The sequence below is a fragment of the Bradyrhizobium sp. SZCCHNR2028 genome (genome assembly GCF_032380995.1).
Classification (GTDB): domain Bacteria; phylum Pseudomonadota; class Alphaproteobacteria; order Rhizobiales; family Xanthobacteraceae; genus Bradyrhizobium.
Genome location: NZ_JAUHJF010000005.1, coordinates 286,635 through 304,934, shown reverse-complemented (window position 1 = coordinate 304,934; position 18,300 = coordinate 286,635). Strand labels below are relative to the sequence as shown.

The following is an 18,300-nucleotide window of genomic DNA, read 5'->3' as shown; positions in this document are numbered from 1 at the left end:
TCACCACATCCGCCTGTGGTTATGGATTCCGGGCTCGGCCCTGCGGGCCGCCCCGGAATGACGGCGGTGGGTGGAGTGGCTACTCGGCCGCGACGATCGTGCCTTCGACTTCGCCGAAGCCGACGCGATAGCCGTCGCCCTGGCACCAGCCGCGCATGATGAGGGAGTCACCGTCCTCCAGGAACGAGCGCTTCACGCCACCGGCGAGCTCGACCGGCTCGGTGCCGTTCCAACTGATCTCCAGCAGGCTGCCGCGCTGGTGCTTTTCCGGACCGGAGATGGTGCCGCTCCCCAGGAGATCGCCGACACTCATGGCACAGCCGGACGAGGCATGGTGCATCAGCTGCTGCACGCTCGACCAGTACATGTACTTGAAATTGGTCTGCGCGATGGTCTGCGCGGCGTTGCTGCCGGAGGCACGCAAGGCCACGTTGAGGGAGAGATCGTAGTTCTGCGCCTCCTTCTGCTGCAGGTAGGGCAGCGGCGTTGGATCCTGCGTTGGCCCCGACACGCGGAACGGCTCCAGCGCCTCCCGCGTCACCACCCACGGGCTGATCGAGGTCGCGAACGCCTTGGCTTGGAACGGGCCGAGGGGCACATATTCCCATTGCTGGATATCGCGTGCGCTCCAGTCGTTGAGCAGCACGAAGCCGAAGATCATCGCCTCCGCCTGCGCCTCGCTCAGCATCTCGCCGAGCGGCGACGACTGGCCGATGACGACGCCCATCTCCAGCTCGAAATCGAGCCGCTTGCAAGGGCCGAAGCTCGGGGCATCGGCACTCGGCGGCTTCAACTGCCCACGCGGCCGGCGCACCTTGGTACCGGAGACGACCACGGTCGACGCGCGCCCATTATAGCCGATCGGCATGTGCAGCCAGTTCGGCTGCAGCGCATTGTCCTTGCCGCGGAACATGACGCCGACATTGGTGGCGTGCTCCTTCGACGAATAGAAATCGGTGTAGCCGGCCACGTCGAACGGCAGATGCAACGTGACGTCCTGGCGCGGCAGCAGCGCCCGGCTGCGCAGCGGCTTGTCGTCACGCAGCCGCGGATTGTCGTGGCGCAGCAGTGCGCTGATCGCGGCACGCGTCTTCGACCACACGGCGGGGCCGAGCGCCATGAAGGCATTCAGCGAGAATTGCGCGAACACCTCATAGGCCGGCGCCAGATCGAGCAGGCCTTCGTCCTCGAGCACGGCGAGGTCGAGCACGAACTCGCCAATGGCGACACCGACGCGCGGCTTTGGCGAATCGGCGGCGGAGAACACGCCGTAGGGCAGGTTCTGGATCGGGAAGTCCGAGGCCGGATCGACCGGGATGAAGGAGCGAAGCGAGGGATCGTTGGGATGAGTCAAAATGCTTCTCCGGACTACGTCGTCATGCCCGGGCTTGACCCGGGCATCCATCTCTCACCGCACAGAGAATGTCGTGGATGGCCGGGTCAAGCCCGGCCATGACGGCATTCTCCCAGTTCAAGGCCTGTTCGGATCGAAACGCTTCTCCAGTCCGTTCCAGCAATCGGCGTAGTCGCTCTGCATGGTGCCGGACTCCGCGGCGTGCTTGGTGATCCGCTGCGGGAAGCGCGTCTCGAACATGAAGGCCATCGTGCCCGTGAGCTTGACCGGCTTCAACTCGCCATTGCTGGCGTGATCGAACGCCTCGCGATCCGGACCGTGCGGCAGCATGCAATTGTGCAGGCTCATGCCACCAGGCACGAAGCCCTGCGGCTTGGCGTCGTAGACGCCGTAGATCAGACCCATGAACTCCGACATGATGTTCATGTGATACCACGGCGGACGGAAAGTGTTGTCGGCCACCATCCAGCGCTCGGGGAAGATCACGAAATCGATGTTGGCCGTGCCGGCGGTTTCCGACGGCGAGGTCAGCACGGTAAAGATCGACGGATCGGGATGATCGAAGCCGATGGCGCCGACCGGCGAGAAGGTGCGCAGGTCATATTTATACGGCGCGTAGTTGCCGTGCCAGGCAACGACGTCGATCGGCGAGTGCCTGAGCTCGGTCTTGAACAGCGCGCCGCCCCATTTCACGTAGAGTTCGGTCGGCGTATCCTTGTCCTCATACGAGGCCACCGGGGTCAGGAAGTCGCGCGCATTGGCAAGACAATTCGCGCCGATCGGGCCGCGCTCCGGCAAGGTGAAGGCGCCGCCATAATTCTCGCAGAGATAGCCACGTGCCGGTCCCGCCGGAATCTCCACCCGGAACTTGACGCCGCGCGGGATCACGACGATCTCGCCAGGCTCGGCGTCGATGCGGCCGAACTCGGTGACGAACAGCAAACGGCCCTGCTGCAGCACGAACATCAGCTCGCCGTCGGCATCGTAGAAGTGCTGGTCGACCATCGACTTGGTGATGACGTAGACATGCGCCGCCATGCCGGCCTGGGTCGTGGCATCGCCGGCCGTGGTCATGGTCTGCACACCCTGCAGAAACGTCACATCGCCTGCCGGAAGCGGCGTCGGATCCCAGCGCAGCTGCTGCACCGTGATCTCCTGCTCGTGACACGGCGCGGTGCGCCACAACCCGGCATCGACCTTGGCGAATCGGCCGGAGTGCTTCACCGAGGGCCGGATGCGGTACAGCCAGGAGCGCTCGTTGGAGCCGCGCGGCGCGGTGAACGGCGAGCCAGACAGCTGCTCGGCATAGAGCCCGTAGGCGCAGCGCTGCGGCGAGTTGCGGCCGATCGGAAGCGCGCCCGGCAGCGCCTCGGTCTCGAACGAATTGCCGAAGCCGGACATGTAGCCCGGCGTGACCTGTCCCGATGCGCGGTGCAACCGGTCAGGCGATGTGTTGATGTTCATCATCCTTCTCCTTGCAGGCGGGCCCACATCTCGCGGTCGCGCTCGGCGGTCCAGATCACGGGATCGTCGATGCCGCTGGCTTCGTCATAGGCGCGCGACACGTTGAACGGCAGGCAGTGCTCGTAGATGGCGAAGCTCGAGAATTTCGGATCCATCACTTCGCGCGTGGCGGCCATGGACTCCTTGAGGCTGCGCCCCCTGGCGACCGACATCTCGGCCGCGCCATACAGCGACGAGACGAAGTCGCGCGTCATCGCGATCGCCTCGCGCACCGTGGTCTCGCCCTTCAGCGCGTCGCCGCGGCCGGGCGCGATCGCCTTGGGATTGAAGTCGCGGATCTCGTTCAGGGTCGACGGCCATTCGCGCAAATAGGCGTCGCCGCAATAACAGGCCGAGTGATATTCGATGAGATCGCCGGAGAACATCACCTCGGCGTCCGGCACCCAGGCGACGATGTCACCGGACGTATGGCCCGCACCGAGCTGGATCAGTTGCACCTCGCGCTTGCCGAGATGGATCGTCATCTCGCCTTCGAAGGTGAGCGTCGGCCAGGTCAGGCCAGGAATGCTCTCGGCATCCTGGAACAGGCGCGGGAAGCGGCCGTATTCGGAGTCCCAGTCCTGCTGTCCCCGCTCCACGATCAGCCGGCGTGTCTCCTGCGACGCAACAATGCCCTGCGCGTGATAGGCCGAGGCGCCGAGCACGCGCACCGCGTGGTAGTGCGACAGCACGACATATTTGATCGGCTTGTCGGTCACGGTCCTGACCCGCTCGATCACCTTGTTCGCCATCGCCGGCGTCGCCTGGGCATCGAACACGATGCAGCCGTCGTCGCCGACGATGACCGCCGAATTCGGATCGCCCTCTGCAGTGAATGCATAGAGATCCGGGCCGATCTCGGAGAAAGTGATTTTCTTCTCGGCGAGATCGGTGGTGGATGCGAAACCCTTCGCCATCAGTTCATTCCCTGTCTGCGCAGCAGGCTATTGCTGCTGCTGCTGTTGTTGTTGCTGTTGACCGGTATCAGCCATGCTGCGTTTCGCCAGCGTGACCGCCTCGCGCAGCACACCGATGTCACCGATGTGATTGGCGAGGATCAGGACCAATGCCGCATCGAGGTCGGCGCTTTCGAGGTCCGAGAGGCCCCGATGGGCTTCGACGATGGCGCGAAAGGCATCGTCGGGCTTGGCGAAATTGGAAGCGGTCGAGAGTGTCATCGTTGCGGCTCCTCAGCTCAGGCCGGAGGCGCGTGCGACCGCCGCCGCGATCGCGGCGCGGCGCGGATGCCGGAAGCGCGCCGCGACATAGCCGTCCGGACGCAGCAGATAGGATGTGCCGGGTTCGGCCCCGTAACGCTTGCCCGCGAAACCCTCGCCATCGGCAAGTCCATTCGGACCGCCGATGCTGACGACACCGACATCGTCGGGCACATCGATCGCCTCACCATCGGCAAAGGACAGCAGGGTGAAACGCCGGCCCTGAGCATTGAATGCATCGGTGAGATGAAGGTGCCGTCCGTCTGCCGTCTCGAGCGGCGCATCCGGCATCGATGTTCCCGGACAAGGGCCACTGTGCCAAGCCTCGTCGTCTTCGGTCGACAGCGGCGTCTGGTAGACCGAGGGAACCGACAGCCGGCCGCCATTGACCATGCGCTTGCCGAATTCGGTGTCCCTGGCGAGCGCGAGCACCACCTTGCGCAGCCGCGCCTCCTGGTGCGAATTCGGCGCCATGAAATCCGTCGCCCGCGTGGACTCGCGAATGTTTTCGTCAGCCGCTGCGCTTCGCTCCAGATGATAGGTTTCGAGCAGCGCCGCGGGCGAGGTACCGCGCAGCACGCGATCGAGCTTCCAGGCCAGGTTCTCGGCATCCTCCAGCCCCGAATTGGCACCGCGCGCGCCGAACGGCGAGACCTGATGGGCGGAATCGCCGGCGAAAACGACGCGACCATGAATGAAGCGTTCCATGCGCCGGCACTGGAATTTGTAGAGCGAGATCCATTCGAATTCGAACTGATCATGGCCGAGCATGCGCGCGATCCGTGGCCGCACATTCTCCGGCTGCTTCTCGACGTTGGGATCGGCATACCGACTGAGCTGCAGGTCGATGCGCCAGACATTGTCCGGCTGCCGGTGCAACAGCGCCGAGCGCCCGGCATGGAACGGCGGATCGAACCAGAACCAGCGCTCGGTGGGGAATTCAGCCGTCATCCTGACGTCGGCGATCAGGAACTGATCCTCGAACACCTTGCCGGAAAAACCCGCGCCGACCATCTGGCGCAGCGAGGAGCGCGCGCCATCGCAGGCGATCACGTATTGCGCCGAGAGCCGATAGGCGCCATCCGGCGTCTCGATCGTCAGCACGACATGATCGTTGCGCTGCTCCAGCGCCGTCACCTTGTTGCGCCAGCGCAGCGAGATCTCCGGCAGCGCGTTGACGCGATCGACCAGATAGGCCTCGGCGTAGAACTGCTGCAGGTTGATGAAGGCCGGCCGCTTGTGCCCGGGCTCCGGGAGCAGGTTGAACTGATAGAGCTCGGACGGTCCGTGGAAGATGCGGCCGACGTTCCACACCACGCCCTTGTCGACCATCCGGTCGCCCACGCCGAGGCGATCCCAATATTCCAGCGAGCGCTTGGAGAAGCAGATCGCGCGCGAGCCCTCGCCGATCCGGTCGGCATCATCGAGCACCACGACGGCATGGCCGCGCTGCGCAAGATCGATCGCGAACGACAGCCCGACGGGACCCGCACCCACGACGACGACCGGATGCGCGGCCGGCGTGGCCTGATCCTGGTCTTCGTGCCGATGATAGCCGAACTGAACCTTCGCCTGGCTCGCGCCCTGCCCCGGATTGGCCTGCACCATGGCTTGCTCGCCTTGTGGTTTTCTTGGACTTTCGAAGCGACGGCTTTCGAAGCGACCGACATTTCCTCGGGCGAGGCCATTCGGCCGTCTTGCCAGATAGTCTCACCTGCAACTATTCTAAAGCCGACGGCTTCGGCCGCGTCAACTCAAAAATCGGAGCGCGATTTTGGCGAAGCCATCTACCGCGGCGTCCAGGCGGCAGGCGAAGCCGGTCGAGGATGACCGAAATGCCGCAGTGCCGCAGGAAGACGAGCGGCTCGACCTGTTCAAGTTCGCGCCATTCCGGCTCAACCGTCTGGCCGCCGAGGTCAGCGCGGCGCTCGCCGTCGAATATCGGGAGCGCTATGGGCTCGACATTCCGGAATGGCGCGTGCTCGCGACGCTCGGCTTCCGCCGCGAGGCCTGCAGCGCGCAATATGTCGCGGCGTGCACCCGCACGCACAAATCGACCATCAGCCGGGCCGTGACGTCGTTGCTGGAGCGGCGGCTGATCGAGCGCGTCGAGAACGCCGAGGATCGCCGCGAGTTCCGTCTGCGCCTGACACGTAAGGGCAAGACGCTTTATGAGGAGCTGATCCCGCGTTTGCAGCAGCGCGAGCGCGAAATCATGGCGTGCCTGTCCGCCGACGAGCGCAAGACGTTCGACCGCCTGATCGGCAAGATCGAGGCGAGCCTCGATCTGATCCAGACCAGCGAGGAGGCCGATGCGAAGCAGGCCTATTGAGCCGCGCTTCGTCCGGTGGGCAAAGCGCCGAAGGCGACCCGTGCCCACCATCCTTCGTCAAACGACAGCGATGGGCACGGGGGCGCGCGAGACTGCCGTCGACGACGAGCAAGGCGCCGCGCGCCTTTGCCCGCCCTACTTGTTAGTCGCCGACGATCGCCGCCGCTCCTCGACTTCGACCACGTCGGCGCCCTCCCCGCGCCAGCGCAGGATCTCCATCGCCAGCACCGGGTGATTGAAGCCCTTGAGATGAAGGTCGTCGATCGGCCTGGCGTCGACCGACTGTTCGACCACGCCGAACACCCGGCGCGACACGATCACTTGTCCGGCCTTGGCCTCGTCGCATAGCCGCGAGGCGAGATTGGTGACGCTGCCGATCGCGGCGTATTCGAGCCGGTGCTCGAAGCCGACCTGGCCGAGCGTCGCATATCCCAGTGCGATGCCGACGCCGAACCCCAGGCTGTGGCCGCGATTTTTCCAGCGCTCCGTCAATTGGCCGATCTCGTCGCGCATTTCGAGCGCCATCTTCACCGCGCGCGTGGTGTGATCCTCGAACGGGATCGGCGCGTTGAACAGGATCATCACGCCGTCGCCGGCATAGCGATCGAGCGTGCCCTCATATTTGAAGATGAGCTTGCCGAGCGCGGCGTGATATTCACGCAGCACGTTCATCGCCTCTTCGGGCTCGGTCGTCTCGGTAAACGCTGTGAAGCCGCGCAGATCGCAGAACACCACCGTGACCTCGCGGCGGTGACTTTCCAGCAGCGCATCATGGCCGTCCGACGACGCGATGATCTGCGCGACCTGCGGCGCCAGGAAGCGCTCCAGCCGCCTGATCCGCTCGATCTCCGCCAGTTGCTTCTCGACCCGCTCCTCGAGCGACCTGTTCCATTCGCGCAGCTGCTCGGTCTGCTCGGTGAGCTTGGCAGCCTGCTGCTGCACCGTCGCGTGGGTCAGCGCGAGCTCGCGGCCCTTCTGATCGACCTCGGTGAACAGTCGTGCGTTGCGCATCGCCAGCACGGCCTGGTTTGCAAACGTCCGCATCAGTCCGATCAGGTTCGGCGGGAACGTGCCGGCCGACCGGCGGAGCACCACGAGCGCGCCGAGCACACCCTGCTGATCGACCAGCGGCGTGAACAGCACGGCGTGAAAGCCGGCGGCGACCGCGACGTCACGCAGCGGGTGATCGGGTGCGCTTTCGAGCTCGGCGATCGCGATCGGCTCGCCGCTACGCACGGAGTCGGAGAGCAGGCTCGTCCGCTCGTCCAGCACATTGTGCGGGCCGTCCCGGTCGACGCCCTTGGCCTCCACCAGCCTGAAGCGGCGTTCGGCGGCCTCATAGGAATAGATCAGCACGGCGTCGGTCTTGGTGATCTCCAGCGCCCGGGCCGCCACCGTCGGCAGCACGGCATTGAGATCGAGCGAGGAGGCCACCGCGCGGCCGACCTCCTCGAGCACCTTCAGCTCATTGATCGACTGGGCCAGATCGCGCGTGCGCTCCTCGACCTTGGCTTCCAGCACGGCATAGGACTGCGCGAGCTGGCCGGCCATGCTGTTGAACTGATCGGCGAGCTCCTCCAGCTCGTCATGCGTCTTCACCTCGATGCGCTGGGCGAAATCTCCGGCGCCGAGCTTGCGCGCGCCGGCGCGCAACGCGGTGATCGGGACGAGCATGCGTCGCGCCAGCAGCGAGCCCGCGAGGATCGCAACGGCAAGACCGAGCGCGATCAACAGCGCACCGCGCAACAGCTGATCGCGGATCGGCGCCAATGCGTGCGCGGTAGACTGTTCGAAGAACACGGACCAGCCGAGCTTGGGGAGCGTCGCGACCGCCGAGAGCACGGCGTGGCCGGCGCTGTCCGTACCGGAGGCCAGCGGCTGGCCATCCGGCGTGAGCACCGCCGCGACCTGCGGCAGCTTGGAGAGGTCCTGACCGACCGCCGGCCCCCTCGCCGAGCTCGCCAGCACCTGGCCGCGCGGATCCACCACGTAGGCGGTGCCGACCTTGCCGATCTGCGCCTCGGTCATGAAGTCTTCGAGAAAGTCGAGGTCGATGTCGGCCACGGTCACACCGGCATTGAAGCCGGAATGCGCGACCGAGATCGACATCGTCGGCTGCGCACCCTTGAAGGTCACAGCGGAGAAATTGCTGCCGTGCGTGACCGTGTCGGTGAAGCGCAGGTCGCGCGACAGATCGTTGCCCGAGGAGAACGCGATCGAGGTGCGCGACACCCGGAGCTGTTCCCGGCCCTGACCGTCGAGCTGATAGAGCTGCCGCACAGCCGGCGCCTGACTCAGCAGTTGCACGTAGTCGGCGCGGCGGAGCTCCAGCGTATTAGCGCTCGCCCGCGTCACCCAGCTGATCTGTCGCTGCAGGTCCGAGAGCGCCTGATCGATCCGCCGGGCGCTGGCGTCGGCCTTTTCGGCCATGGCGGCGGTCAGGCTCGCCTTGGTGGACTGATAGCTGATCCAGGTTTCGGTCGCGCCATTCACGGCCAGGACGAACACGACGAGCCCGACCAGCGACACGACGTATTTGGCGAACAGGCCCTGCCGCAACGACCAGCCTCTGTTCTCGACCTCTTTCATCCGGACCCCTCACGCGCGTCATCGCCGAGGTCAGCCTCGGACAAGCGCGTCCGCTACCGTCCTCGCGGCAGCGACACCTCGGAGACGAGACCGCGCGGGTGCGAGACGGTCCGTCGCCGGCATCCGTTTAGCACATAATGACAAGCAGAGCCGCGCGTGCAGTGCGCACCCGCGCCGCCCGTTGTTTGCGCGGTTGGCCCTCACCCGCTCCGCCGTGCGGATGAGATCACCGTGGCTTCGATTGCCCACACGGTTCTATATTACCTATTGAAGATTCGCTTCAGTACATCGTTCATCGGCTGGCTGTCCTGCGCGCCGTCCTGCCGAGGCTCGGCGGGGGCGGCCTCCGCCGAGCCCTGGCCGGCATCGCCCGAAGACGGCGGAACAGCGCCGCCCTGGGGCGCAACCAGCGTACGGCCGCGGCCCTTGGCCTGCGGCTGCGCGCCCTGCTGCAGCCCTTGCTGAATCAGATTGCCGATCGCCGATCCGAGATCGCCGCCGAGCAGGTCGGATTGGCCGGCCGCCGGAGCCTGCGCGTTCGGAGCCACCGTCGATGGCGCGCCGTTCGAACCGGCGTTGGGCGCAGCATTTCCGATGAGGCCCCCGATGCCGTTGATCAGATTGTTCAGCCCGGCTCCGTCCTTGCCGAACAGGCCCTGGCCCATCTGCTTGAGCCTGGCGTAGGCAGCATCCGGATTGTCGAGGATGCCGGCCATGTCGGGGTAGAAGCGCGGCTGACTCCAGGGGCCGTCGATGACGATGGGAATCCCGAGACCAACCGGCTCCGAGGTGCGGCCCTGCCCCTCGGTCGTCATCACGAGCTTCGGCTCGACGCGCATCGCCAGCGCCCGATTGCCCAGATCGATCGTCCCCGCACCGGTGACCTTGACCAGCGGTCCGACCAGGTTGAGGTCACTGGTGGCGGCCTGCCCGCGCTCGACCTGGAACGAGGCCGAGAGCTGCGTGAGATCGGTCGTCAGCTCCTTCGAATCCTGCCATCCCGACAGCGGATTGGCCGTCAATGAGCGGATCATCTGCGCGACGTTGATGCCGCGGATGGCGCCGTCCTGGAACAGCAGGAACGCCGAGCCGCTCAGGTTGCTCATGAGAGCCTGCTGGCTGGCACCGCTGGAGCGCAAGGCCAGCTTGCCCTGCATCCGCGCATCGAGCTTGTCGAATCCGGCGACGCTCGAGAGCAGCGGCAGCGCGCGGATGCCGACGAGATCACAGTGCATCGCATAGGCCGGATTGCCCGTGGAGGCGTCGATCACGACCTCGCCGCTGGCCTGCCCCTCATAGGCGCCAAGATTGGCGACGGTCGCCTTCAGCAGGCCGCCGGCCAGCGAGGCTTCGAGATCGAGCGGACCGAGGCGAGCCCCGGAGAGAACGACATCCGTCGCCGACAGCTTCACGCGCGCATCGACGTAGTTGAGACCGCGCAAGTCGATTGCCGCCGTGCTCCATCCCGACACGCCGGCAGAGCCCTGCCCCGCAGGCGCTCCCAAGTCGAGCCGGCGAACGTCGAGATCGACCTTCACCAGCGGCTTGCTCGCGAGATCGACCGAGGCCCAGCCGTTGAAATCGCCATCGCCAAGCGTACCGCTGAGGCCGTTGATCATCACCACCGGGCCATTCAGCCGAACGTCGGCGCGGCCAGCAAGGACTCCGCGAAATGCATTGGCCACGTCGATCTTGAAGTCGACCGGCAGTGTCTGGCGGTCGATTGGCAGTGCAGGCGCCGCCGCCGTGACGTCGAACGTCACCGGGCGGTCGCCGGCACGGGCCGCGCCCGTGATCTTGACCTTGCCGTCGGACAGAGACGCCGTCGCGCCGATGCCCTCGAGACGATTCTCGACGCGGTCGCGCGGGTTGGAGAGGATGACGGCTCCGTCCCTGACGGTGACCCGTTCGATCCGGACCGCAGGCACCGCTTCCGACTTCGCCGAGATACGGCTGCGCGGCGCATTGTCCCGCAGCCGTTCGCGCAGCAGCGGCAGATAAAGTGTGGGCCTGTCGACGATGATCTCGCCGATGTCGGGCCGGCCGGACCACAGGCTCGACAGCGCCACGTCGGCCTGCAGCTTGCCGATCGTCAGCCGATTGTTGCCGTCCCGCTCCTTCGGATCCTGCAGGGTGATGTCCGTCAGGGTCGCATGCAGCGACGGCCACAGGCTGACGCTTGCCGAGCCGGCGATACTCAGGCGATAGCCGGCGTCACGCTCGACGCGGTCCTGGATGGCGACCGTGAGGAAGCTCGCCGGAAGTCCAAAAGCGAGCGCCAGAGCGAGCACGACGATGACGGCGCCAATCAAACCGCCTGCGATCTTCAATGCCTTCATGTCGATGTCCCAAGCGCAAGGCGCGAGCGGTCTCCACGGGTTAGCGTGCGGCAACGCCGACCCGGTTCAATCCGAATTTTTCTCGGAACGAAGACCGCTCCGAGAGCGACCAACATAGTCGTGAGCGCGTGCGCCATTATGTGACTTATGACACACTTCCGCCCGGGCGGATTCTGTAACTCGGGCTTTGAACCACTGCCGAAGGTATAGTGATGAGCAAGCAGGCCGAATTTGCGGTCATTCTGAAGATGAACCCGATGTTCGCAGACCTCGGCGCGGACGAGCTGCAGCGAATCTCGAGCCTCTGCCACACCCAGCATCTGTCGTCGGGCGAGGTGCTGTTCCAGAAGGGCGATCCCGGCAATGCCCTGTTCGGGGTGCGGCGCGGCCAAATTCGCATCGAGACCGGCGCTACCGACGGCAGCCGGCTGACCCTCAACTTCATGGGACCCGGCGATCTGTTCGGCGAGGTCGCCGTGCTCGACGGGCAGGAGCGCACGGCGGACGCCACGGCCGGTGAAGCGTCCGAGCTGTTCGTGCTTCGCCGCGAGGATTTCCTCAGCTTCCTGGAACGCGAGCCCAAGGTGGCGATCAGGATCATTCAGCTGCTGTGCCAGCGCATCCGCTGGCAGAGCGAGCGAATGGAGGAATCGGTGCTGCAGCCGCTGCCGGTCCGGCTGGCACGCCGGCTGTGCGCGCTGGCGGAGGATTTCGGCTCCGAGGTTCATATCTCGCAGGAACAGCTCGGCGTCTTCGTCGGCGCGGCGCGTGAAAGCGTGAACCGCCAGTTGCAGGCCTGGCGCAAGGACAAGATCCTGGATCTGCAACGCGGCCGCATCCTGCTGCATGACCTGACGAAGCTGAACACGATCGCACGCAACGAGTAGCAAGCCGGGCGCCCAGCTTCGTTCACCGCGAATTTGTCGATTGCGGGTCCGGTCCATGGCGGGAACCGCCCGTCGTGCATCGTTTGGTATCGGCATCGGCCAAACATGATCGCAATTGGGCCACCACGCCTCACAATTTGCGACATGAACTCTTTTTAACAATTCTAACAGGGTTCAATCCGGCGGCGGAGAGTTCCATTTGCTCGCGCGCGGCTGCGCGCGGGTGGAGCTTTACGCGCCAGGCGAGCGTGGTTGGAAGTAACATCATGAGTCTTGCGTTGCCGGCCATCGCGATCGAGGCCAGTGGTTCGGTTGGCCGTTGGCGCAAAGCTCTCGCGGTCTGGATCGACGCCGTAGAGGATGGTTGGGCCGTTCCGGCCTTGATCGTCGGGTTCGTCGCGGTCTGGATGGTGTATTTCTCGATCGCCTATCTGGCGGGCGATCTCCACCAGGACGTGATCGAGACCTGGTCGCTCGGACGCAGCTTCGACTGGGGCTCGACCAAGCATCCGCCGCTGATGGGCTGGGCCGCGCGGGCCTGGACCACCGTGTTTCCGCTGACCAACTGGTCGTTCAACCTGCTGGCGCTGACCAACGCCGCGGTCGGCCTCTGGGCCGTCGACCTCATCACCCGGCGTTTCGCGCGCGGTGACAAGCGCCTGGTCGTACTGCTGCTGCTCATGCTGCTGCCGGTCTATCAACTGCATGCGCAGCGCTTCAACGCCAACGCCGTGCTGCTGTCGAGCTGGCCGCTGGCGACGTGGTGCTTCCTGCGCTCCTTCGAGACGCGTCACGTCGGCTGGGCCGTCGCGGCCGGCCTGACCGCGGCACTCGCCATGCTCGGCAAGTACTACGCGGTCTTCCTGATCGCGGGCTTTGCGGTCGCAGCGTTGTGTCACGGCGAGCGTCGCGCCTATTTCACCTCGTCCGCGCCCTGGATCGCGGCGCTGTCCGGCCTGGCCGCGCTCGCACCTCACATCTATTGGCTGGCCACGACCGGCGCCCAGCCGTTCTCGCATGCGATCGAGCATCACGTCGGCAAGACCGCTGGGGCCGCGCTGGTCGAGGGCAGCGGTTTCCTGCTGGCGATGGCCGGCATCGCCGGTATCCCCGGCCTCATATGGCTCGCCATGACGCGGTCTCGCCCCACCCGCGTGCTGAACGATGCGCTCAGCCTCGAACCCGGGCTCCGGCTGCTGGCGACAATCAGCATCTGGACCATTGTGTTCCCCGCGCTGGTCTCGGTCGTGTTCGGCACCGACATGCCGCCGCTGTGGGGCCTGCAGGGCATCTTCCTGTTCGTCATCGTGATCGTGTGCGGCGCGAGCTATCACGCTCCCCGCGACATCACGATCAATCTCGCCGCCGCGACGATCGCGATCGCGGCATTCGCGGCCACCGTCGTGGCGCCCCTCCATGCATTGTACCGGAACTACGTTCCGTTGAACGAGGGCCGCAACTTCTATGAGCCGGCCGTGACCGAGCTCGACCGCCTGTGGCGGACGGCGTCGAACGGCGTCCTTCCCGCCGTCGGCGGCGACGACGGCCTTGCTTTTGCCGCCGCGTTCTACAGTCCCGACCATCCGCGCTATGAAATGGCGCTGGTGCACCCGCACGAGCTGCAGCCTCCGTCCAAAGTGCTGACCGCGCAGGGCTGGGCGGCGCTGTGCTACGACTCCGACATCTCCTGCATCTCGGGCATGCAAGCTGCGGCGGCGCAGGCGCGACGTTCGGTGCGGGCCGACTTCACGCTCCGGACCAAGCTGTTCGGCCTGGAGGGCGCGAGCCAGGGCTTCGTTGCCCTGATCGTTCCGCCTGAGACCGCCGCGCCGCTCGATAGCACGCCGAGCGAGGCCCACGATCTCAGCGCACGCCGCCGCATGCCCTCGACCGCGAACTGAAACAGCTCGTTCCGGCACGTCATCTCATTCCGCAGCCGGCGACATCGCCGACGGCGGCGACTTGGGCTGATGCGCCGCCTCCGGCTCATGGCCGGACTGCGCCTCGTCGGCGGCCTCGCCGGAGGAGACGATCAGCTTGCGGCCGAGCCGGGCGAACAACGCGCCGACATCGTCCATCACCAGGAACATCGCCGGCACGAACAACAGCGACAGCACGGTCGAGAACACCAGCCCGCCGATCACCGCCAGCGCCATCGGCGAGCGGAACTCGCCGCCGGCACCGACCGCGAGCGCGCTCGGCATCATGCCGGCGACCATCGCGATCGTGGTCATCACGATCGGACGCGCCCGCTTCATGCCGGCATCGATGATCGCCTCGTCGCGCCTGATCCCGGCATGGATCGCCTCGACCGCGAACTCCACCAGCATGATCGCGTTCTTGGTGACGATACCCATCAGCATCATCATGCCGATATAGACCGGGATCGTGAGCTGCTTGCCCGTGAGCATCAGAGCTCCGATCGCCCCGCCGATCGACAGCGGCAGCGAGAACAGGATCGTGATTGGTTGCAGGAAGGTGCCGAACAGCAGCACCAGCACGGCGTAGACGATCATCAGGCCCGCCGTGATCGCCGCGATGAAGCCGGAGGCCAGCTCGTTCAGGCTTTCGGCGTCATCGGACGGGATCAGCTTGACGCTGGCAGGCATGCTCTTTCTGACCGGCAGCTCATCGATCTGCTTGGTTGCATCACCGAGCGCCGCCAGTCCGACGAGGTCGGCGGCGACGGTCGCCTGCCGCCCGCGATCGTAGCGGCTGATGCTGGTCGGCCCCTGGTCGAGCTTGATGTCGGCGACCACCGCCAGCGGCACGCCGCCCTTTTCGCCGTACTGGCCGAGCGGCACCCGCAACTGTTCGAGGATCTTCACGTCGCTGCGCGCTGCATCCTCGAGCTGCACCCGGATCGGGACCAGCCGGCCGCCGGCGTCATACTTCGCCAGCGCCGGTCCGACATCTCCGATCGTGGCGACGCGGATCGTCTGCGACAGGCTTTCGGTGGACACGCCCAGACGAGCGGCCAGGTCGGCGCGCGGCTGCACCCGCAATTCCGGCCGGTCGAGCGAAGTGTCCGACACCACGTTGGAGATGATCGGAATCCGCTTCATCTGCGAGGCGAGCTCGCTCGCAACGTTGTCGACCAGCTTGGGATCCGAGCCCGTCAGCACCAGCTTGATCGGGCGCAGACCGTTTTCGTCCGTGAACCAGAAGCGGATGTCCGGAATGGTTTCGAGATCCTTGGTGATCTCGAGTTCGAGCTCTTTCTGGGTGATCTTGCGCTCGGTCTTCGGCGTGTAGTTGACGATCATCCCGGCGCGGCGAACCTCCATCGCGCCCTGGAGCCGGCCGCCGTCGACGAACACGCTGCGGACCTCTGGCCGCTTGCGCAGGCGCGCGACGATGTCCTCGGTGACCTTCTCGGTGTAGGCGAGCTGCGCGCCCGGCGGCAGCTCGATCGCGAGCAGCGATCGCGCCGCGTCCTGCGCCGGCAAGAACCCTTGCGACAGCAGCGTCGTGCTCCAGATCGAGGCAGCGAAGATCCCGATGCCGAGCAGCACCGTGACAAAGTAGTGCTTTACCGACCAGGTCACGATGCGCTGATAGGCACGCAGGATGAACCCCGGCGGCGGATCGTCATGGTCGTGATGCTTGAGGAAGTAGGCCGCCAGCATCGGTGTGACGAAGCGCGCCGCCAGCAGCGAGAAGAACACCTGCACCGAGACGGTGATGCCGAACTGCTTGAAGAACTGGCCGGCAATGCCGGACATGAAGCTCGCCGGCGCAAAGATCGCGATGATGGTGAGGCTGATCGCGATGACCGCGAGCCCGATCTCGTCGGCGGCATCGAGCGCGGCGCGATAGGGCGACTTCCCCATCCGCATGTGGCGCACGATGTTCTCGATCTCGACGATGGCGTCGTCGACGAGAATGCCGGTCGACAGCGTGATCGCCAGGAACGAGACCATGTTCAGCGAGAAGCCGAGGATGTCCATCGCCCAGAAGGCGGGGAAGATCGACAGCGGCAGCGAGATCGCCGCGATCACCGTGGCCCTGAAGTCGCGCAGGAACAGGAGCACGATGATGACGGCCAGGATCGCGCCCTCGAACAGGGTCGAGATCGCGGCCTCGTAGTTGCCTTTGGTGAACTCGACCGAGGTGTCGATCAGCTTCAGATCGACGTCGGGATGGGCGGCCTTCACCTGGTCGATGCGCTTTTGCACGGCGGCCGCGACGACCACGTCGCTGGCGCCCTTGGAGCGCTTGATGCCGAGCGCGACCACCGGCTCGCCGTTGAAGCGCGCAAAGGTACGGCGATCGGCGATCGTGTCGGTCACGGTGCCGAGATCGGCGAGCCGGACCTCGCCGCCGCCGAACAAGGGAATCATCGTGTTGGACAGCTCGTTCAGCGTTTTCGCGCCGGCAAGCGTGCGGATCGCCTGGTCGTTCTTGCCGATCTCGGCGCGGCCGCCGGCGACGTCGACATTGGTGCCGCGCAGGCTCTGGCTGACATTGACCGCGGTGAGCCCCATGGCCTGCAGCCGGTCGGGATCGAGCGAGACCAGGATCTCGCGCTCGACACCGCCGATGCGCTCGACCTGGCTGACGCCGCGCACGCCCTGCAGCTCGCGCTTGACCACATCGTCCACGAAGAACGACAGCTGCTCCGGCGTCTTGCCCGGCGAGATCGCCGCATAGGTGACGATCGGCAGGCCGATCTTGTCGACGCGCGAGATCAGCGGCTCGGTGACGTTCTGCGGCAGGTCGGAGCGCACCCGGGTCACGGCGTCCTTGACGTCGTTGATGGCGCGATCGGTGTTGGTCTCGAGCGCGAACGTAATCGTCGTCACCGACAGGCCGTCGGTGATCAGCGACTGGATGTGGCGCGCGCCCTCGACGCCGGAGACGCCGTCCTCGATGATCTTGGTGACCTGGGATTCAAGCTCCGAGGGCGCCGCGCCGAATTGCGCCACCGCGACCGAGATCACCGGAATGTCGGCGTTCGGCAGCCGCGTGACCGCGAGCTTGGTGAAGCTCATCCAGCCCAGGATCAGCAGGATGATGGAGAAGAGGATCGATGGCAGCGGGTTCCGGATCGACCATGCCGAAATATTCAGTGCCATCAGCGTACCCGCGTGCGATCGATGTCTTCGGCAAACATGGTCTTGATCTGGTCGCCGTCGTGCAGCGAGCTGCCGGCGTCGGCCACCACGATTTCACCCTCTGTCAGACCGTCGAGGATTTCGCTCGATGTATCCGACACCAGGCCGACCCGCACCCGGCGGGTCTCGATCGTGTTGCCCTTCACGACCTGGATGGTGAGATGATCGATCGCCGTGTTGGGCACGGCGACGCCGCAGCTCCGCCGGGCATCGATATTGGCGCGCGCGAACATGCCAGGCTTGAGCGACGGACTGCTGGTCAATGCGATGCGGACGTGGCCCAGCTGGGTGGTCCGGTCGACCTGCGGTGCCACCACGCGCAGGCGGCCGACAATGTCGGGAAGGTTGTCACGGGTGATGCGCACCGGCGCGCCCGCGCCGAGCTTCAGGAGATGAATGCTCGGAACTTCGGCGTCGAGCTCCAGCTCGTTGTTGACGGCGATACGGAACATCGGACCGGCCTGCGGCGAGGCCGGCGCACCGGCGATCGTGCGGACCTCGGTGACGAGTCCTGCCGCCGGCGCACGCAGCGACACCGGCCGGTTCGCGGCCGCCGCCGGCGCTCCCGGCTGCGGCGGTGACGGCGTCAGGCGCGCCAGCTCCTGGTTCTCGGTGACGGTGTCGCCCTCCTTGACCAGGACGTCGATGACTCGCGAGCCTTCCTGGTCGGCGCCGACCACCGCCTCGCGGCGGGCCATGACGAAGCCGGTGACGCGCACGAGATCGGAGAAGCAGGCCTTCACCGCCTTGGTCACCAGCACCTGGGCCTGCATCGGCGGCTCCTCGGCAGCGTGATGGGAACGATGCTCGTACCAGTAATAGCCGGCGAACAGAGCCACGAAGACGACCGCGCTGGCCGCGGTCTTGAGGGATTTTGGCAGCTTCATCGGCAGGTGGATCCGGTCGGCGCGAGATGCGGGTTATGGATGCTGCGAATTTGGCGCGGGGCGCCCCGACAAGGC

The 18,300-nt window shown here is 65.9% G+C and carries 12 protein-coding genes; 3 read left to right on the top strand and 9 right to left on the bottom strand.

The genetic code is table 11. From position 1 onward, the window contains the following. Window positions 1-79 precede the first annotated feature (79 nt). The 5 genes from fahA to QX121_RS11600 form a co-directional block, all read right to left on the bottom strand. Window positions 80-1,354 carry a fumarylacetoacetase gene (fahA, locus tag QX121_RS11620; RefSeq protein ID WP_315811975.1) on the bottom strand — a complete coding sequence of 425 codons (1,275 nt, stop codon included), beginning with the start codon at window positions 1,352-1,354 and terminating at the stop codon, window positions 80-82. 117 nt (window positions 1,355-1,471) lie between these two features. Further along, complete coding sequence (gene hmgA, locus QX121_RS11615) at window positions 1,472-2,818, bottom strand: homogentisate 1,2-dioxygenase (RefSeq protein WP_315811974.1); 1,347 nt, start codon at window positions 2,816-2,818, stop codon at window positions 1,472-1,474. Beyond that, window positions 2,818-3,774, bottom strand: a complete 957-nt coding sequence (locus QX121_RS11610; RefSeq protein ID WP_315811973.1) for an MBL fold metallo-hydrolase — start codon at window positions 3,772-3,774, stop codon at window positions 2,818-2,820. Before QX121_RS11610 ends, hmgA begins: the two co-directional genes overlap by 1 nt. Window positions 3,775-3,801: 27 nt before the next feature. After that, entirely contained in the window at window positions 3,802-4,035 is a 234-nt protein-coding gene (locus QX121_RS11605; protein WP_315811972.1) for a DUF2783 domain-containing protein, read from the bottom strand. Between the two features lie 12 nt (window positions 4,036-4,047). After that, on the bottom strand, window positions 4,048-5,682 hold the full coding sequence (locus tag QX121_RS11600) for an FAD-dependent oxidoreductase (RefSeq protein WP_315811971.1): 1,635 nt from the start codon (window positions 5,680-5,682) through the stop codon (window positions 4,048-4,050). Between the two features lie 166 nt (window positions 5,683-5,848). On the opposite strand from QX121_RS11600, the gene QX121_RS11595 reads away from it, so the two are divergent. Continuing rightward, window positions 5,849-6,406: a MarR family winged helix-turn-helix transcriptional regulator gene (locus tag QX121_RS11595; protein WP_315777212.1), complete on the top strand. Its 558-nt coding sequence runs from the start codon at window positions 5,849-5,851 to the stop codon at window positions 6,404-6,406. A gap of 135 nt (window positions 6,407-6,541) precedes the next feature. Here the strand turns inward: QX121_RS11595 and QX121_RS11590 are convergent, their stop codons facing one another. Next, entirely contained in the window at window positions 6,542-8,995 is a 2,454-nt protein-coding gene (locus QX121_RS11590; protein WP_315811970.1) for an adenylate/guanylate cyclase domain-containing protein, read from the bottom strand. Window positions 8,996-9,255: 260 nt separating this feature from the next. Beyond that, complete coding sequence (locus QX121_RS11585) at window positions 9,256-11,334, bottom strand: AsmA family protein (protein ID WP_315811969.1); 2,079 nt, start codon at window positions 11,332-11,334, stop codon at window positions 9,256-9,258. A 212-nt stretch (window positions 11,335-11,546) separates the two neighbouring features. On the opposite strand from QX121_RS11585, the gene QX121_RS11580 reads away from it, so the two are divergent. Both QX121_RS11580 and QX121_RS11575 read left to right on the top strand, forming a co-directional pair. Then, entirely contained in the window at window positions 11,547-12,221 is a 675-nt protein-coding gene (locus tag QX121_RS11580) for a Crp/Fnr family transcriptional regulator (protein WP_315740764.1), read from the top strand. A 266-nt stretch (window positions 12,222-12,487) separates the two neighbouring features. Continuing rightward, complete coding sequence (locus QX121_RS11575) at window positions 12,488-14,122, top strand: glycosyltransferase family 39 protein (RefSeq protein ID WP_315777215.1); 1,635 nt, start codon at window positions 12,488-12,490, stop codon at window positions 14,120-14,122. Between the two features lie 24 nt (window positions 14,123-14,146). Here the strand turns inward: QX121_RS11575 and QX121_RS11570 are convergent, their stop codons facing one another. Both QX121_RS11570 and QX121_RS11565 read right to left on the bottom strand, forming a co-directional pair. Then, the gene (locus tag QX121_RS11570; RefSeq protein ID WP_315777216.1) at window positions 14,147-17,299 is read right to left on the bottom strand and encodes an efflux RND transporter permease subunit; all 3,153 of its coding nucleotides are present in this window, start codon (window positions 17,297-17,299) and stop codon (window positions 14,147-14,149) included. After that, window positions 17,299-18,225, bottom strand: coding sequence for an efflux RND transporter periplasmic adaptor subunit (locus tag QX121_RS11565; RefSeq protein WP_315777217.1), 927 nt, complete (start codon window positions 18,223-18,225; stop codon window positions 17,299-17,301). The genes QX121_RS11570 and QX121_RS11565 overlap by 1 nt, the downstream gene beginning before the upstream one ends. Between the last annotated feature and the right edge of the window lie 75 nt (window positions 18,226-18,300).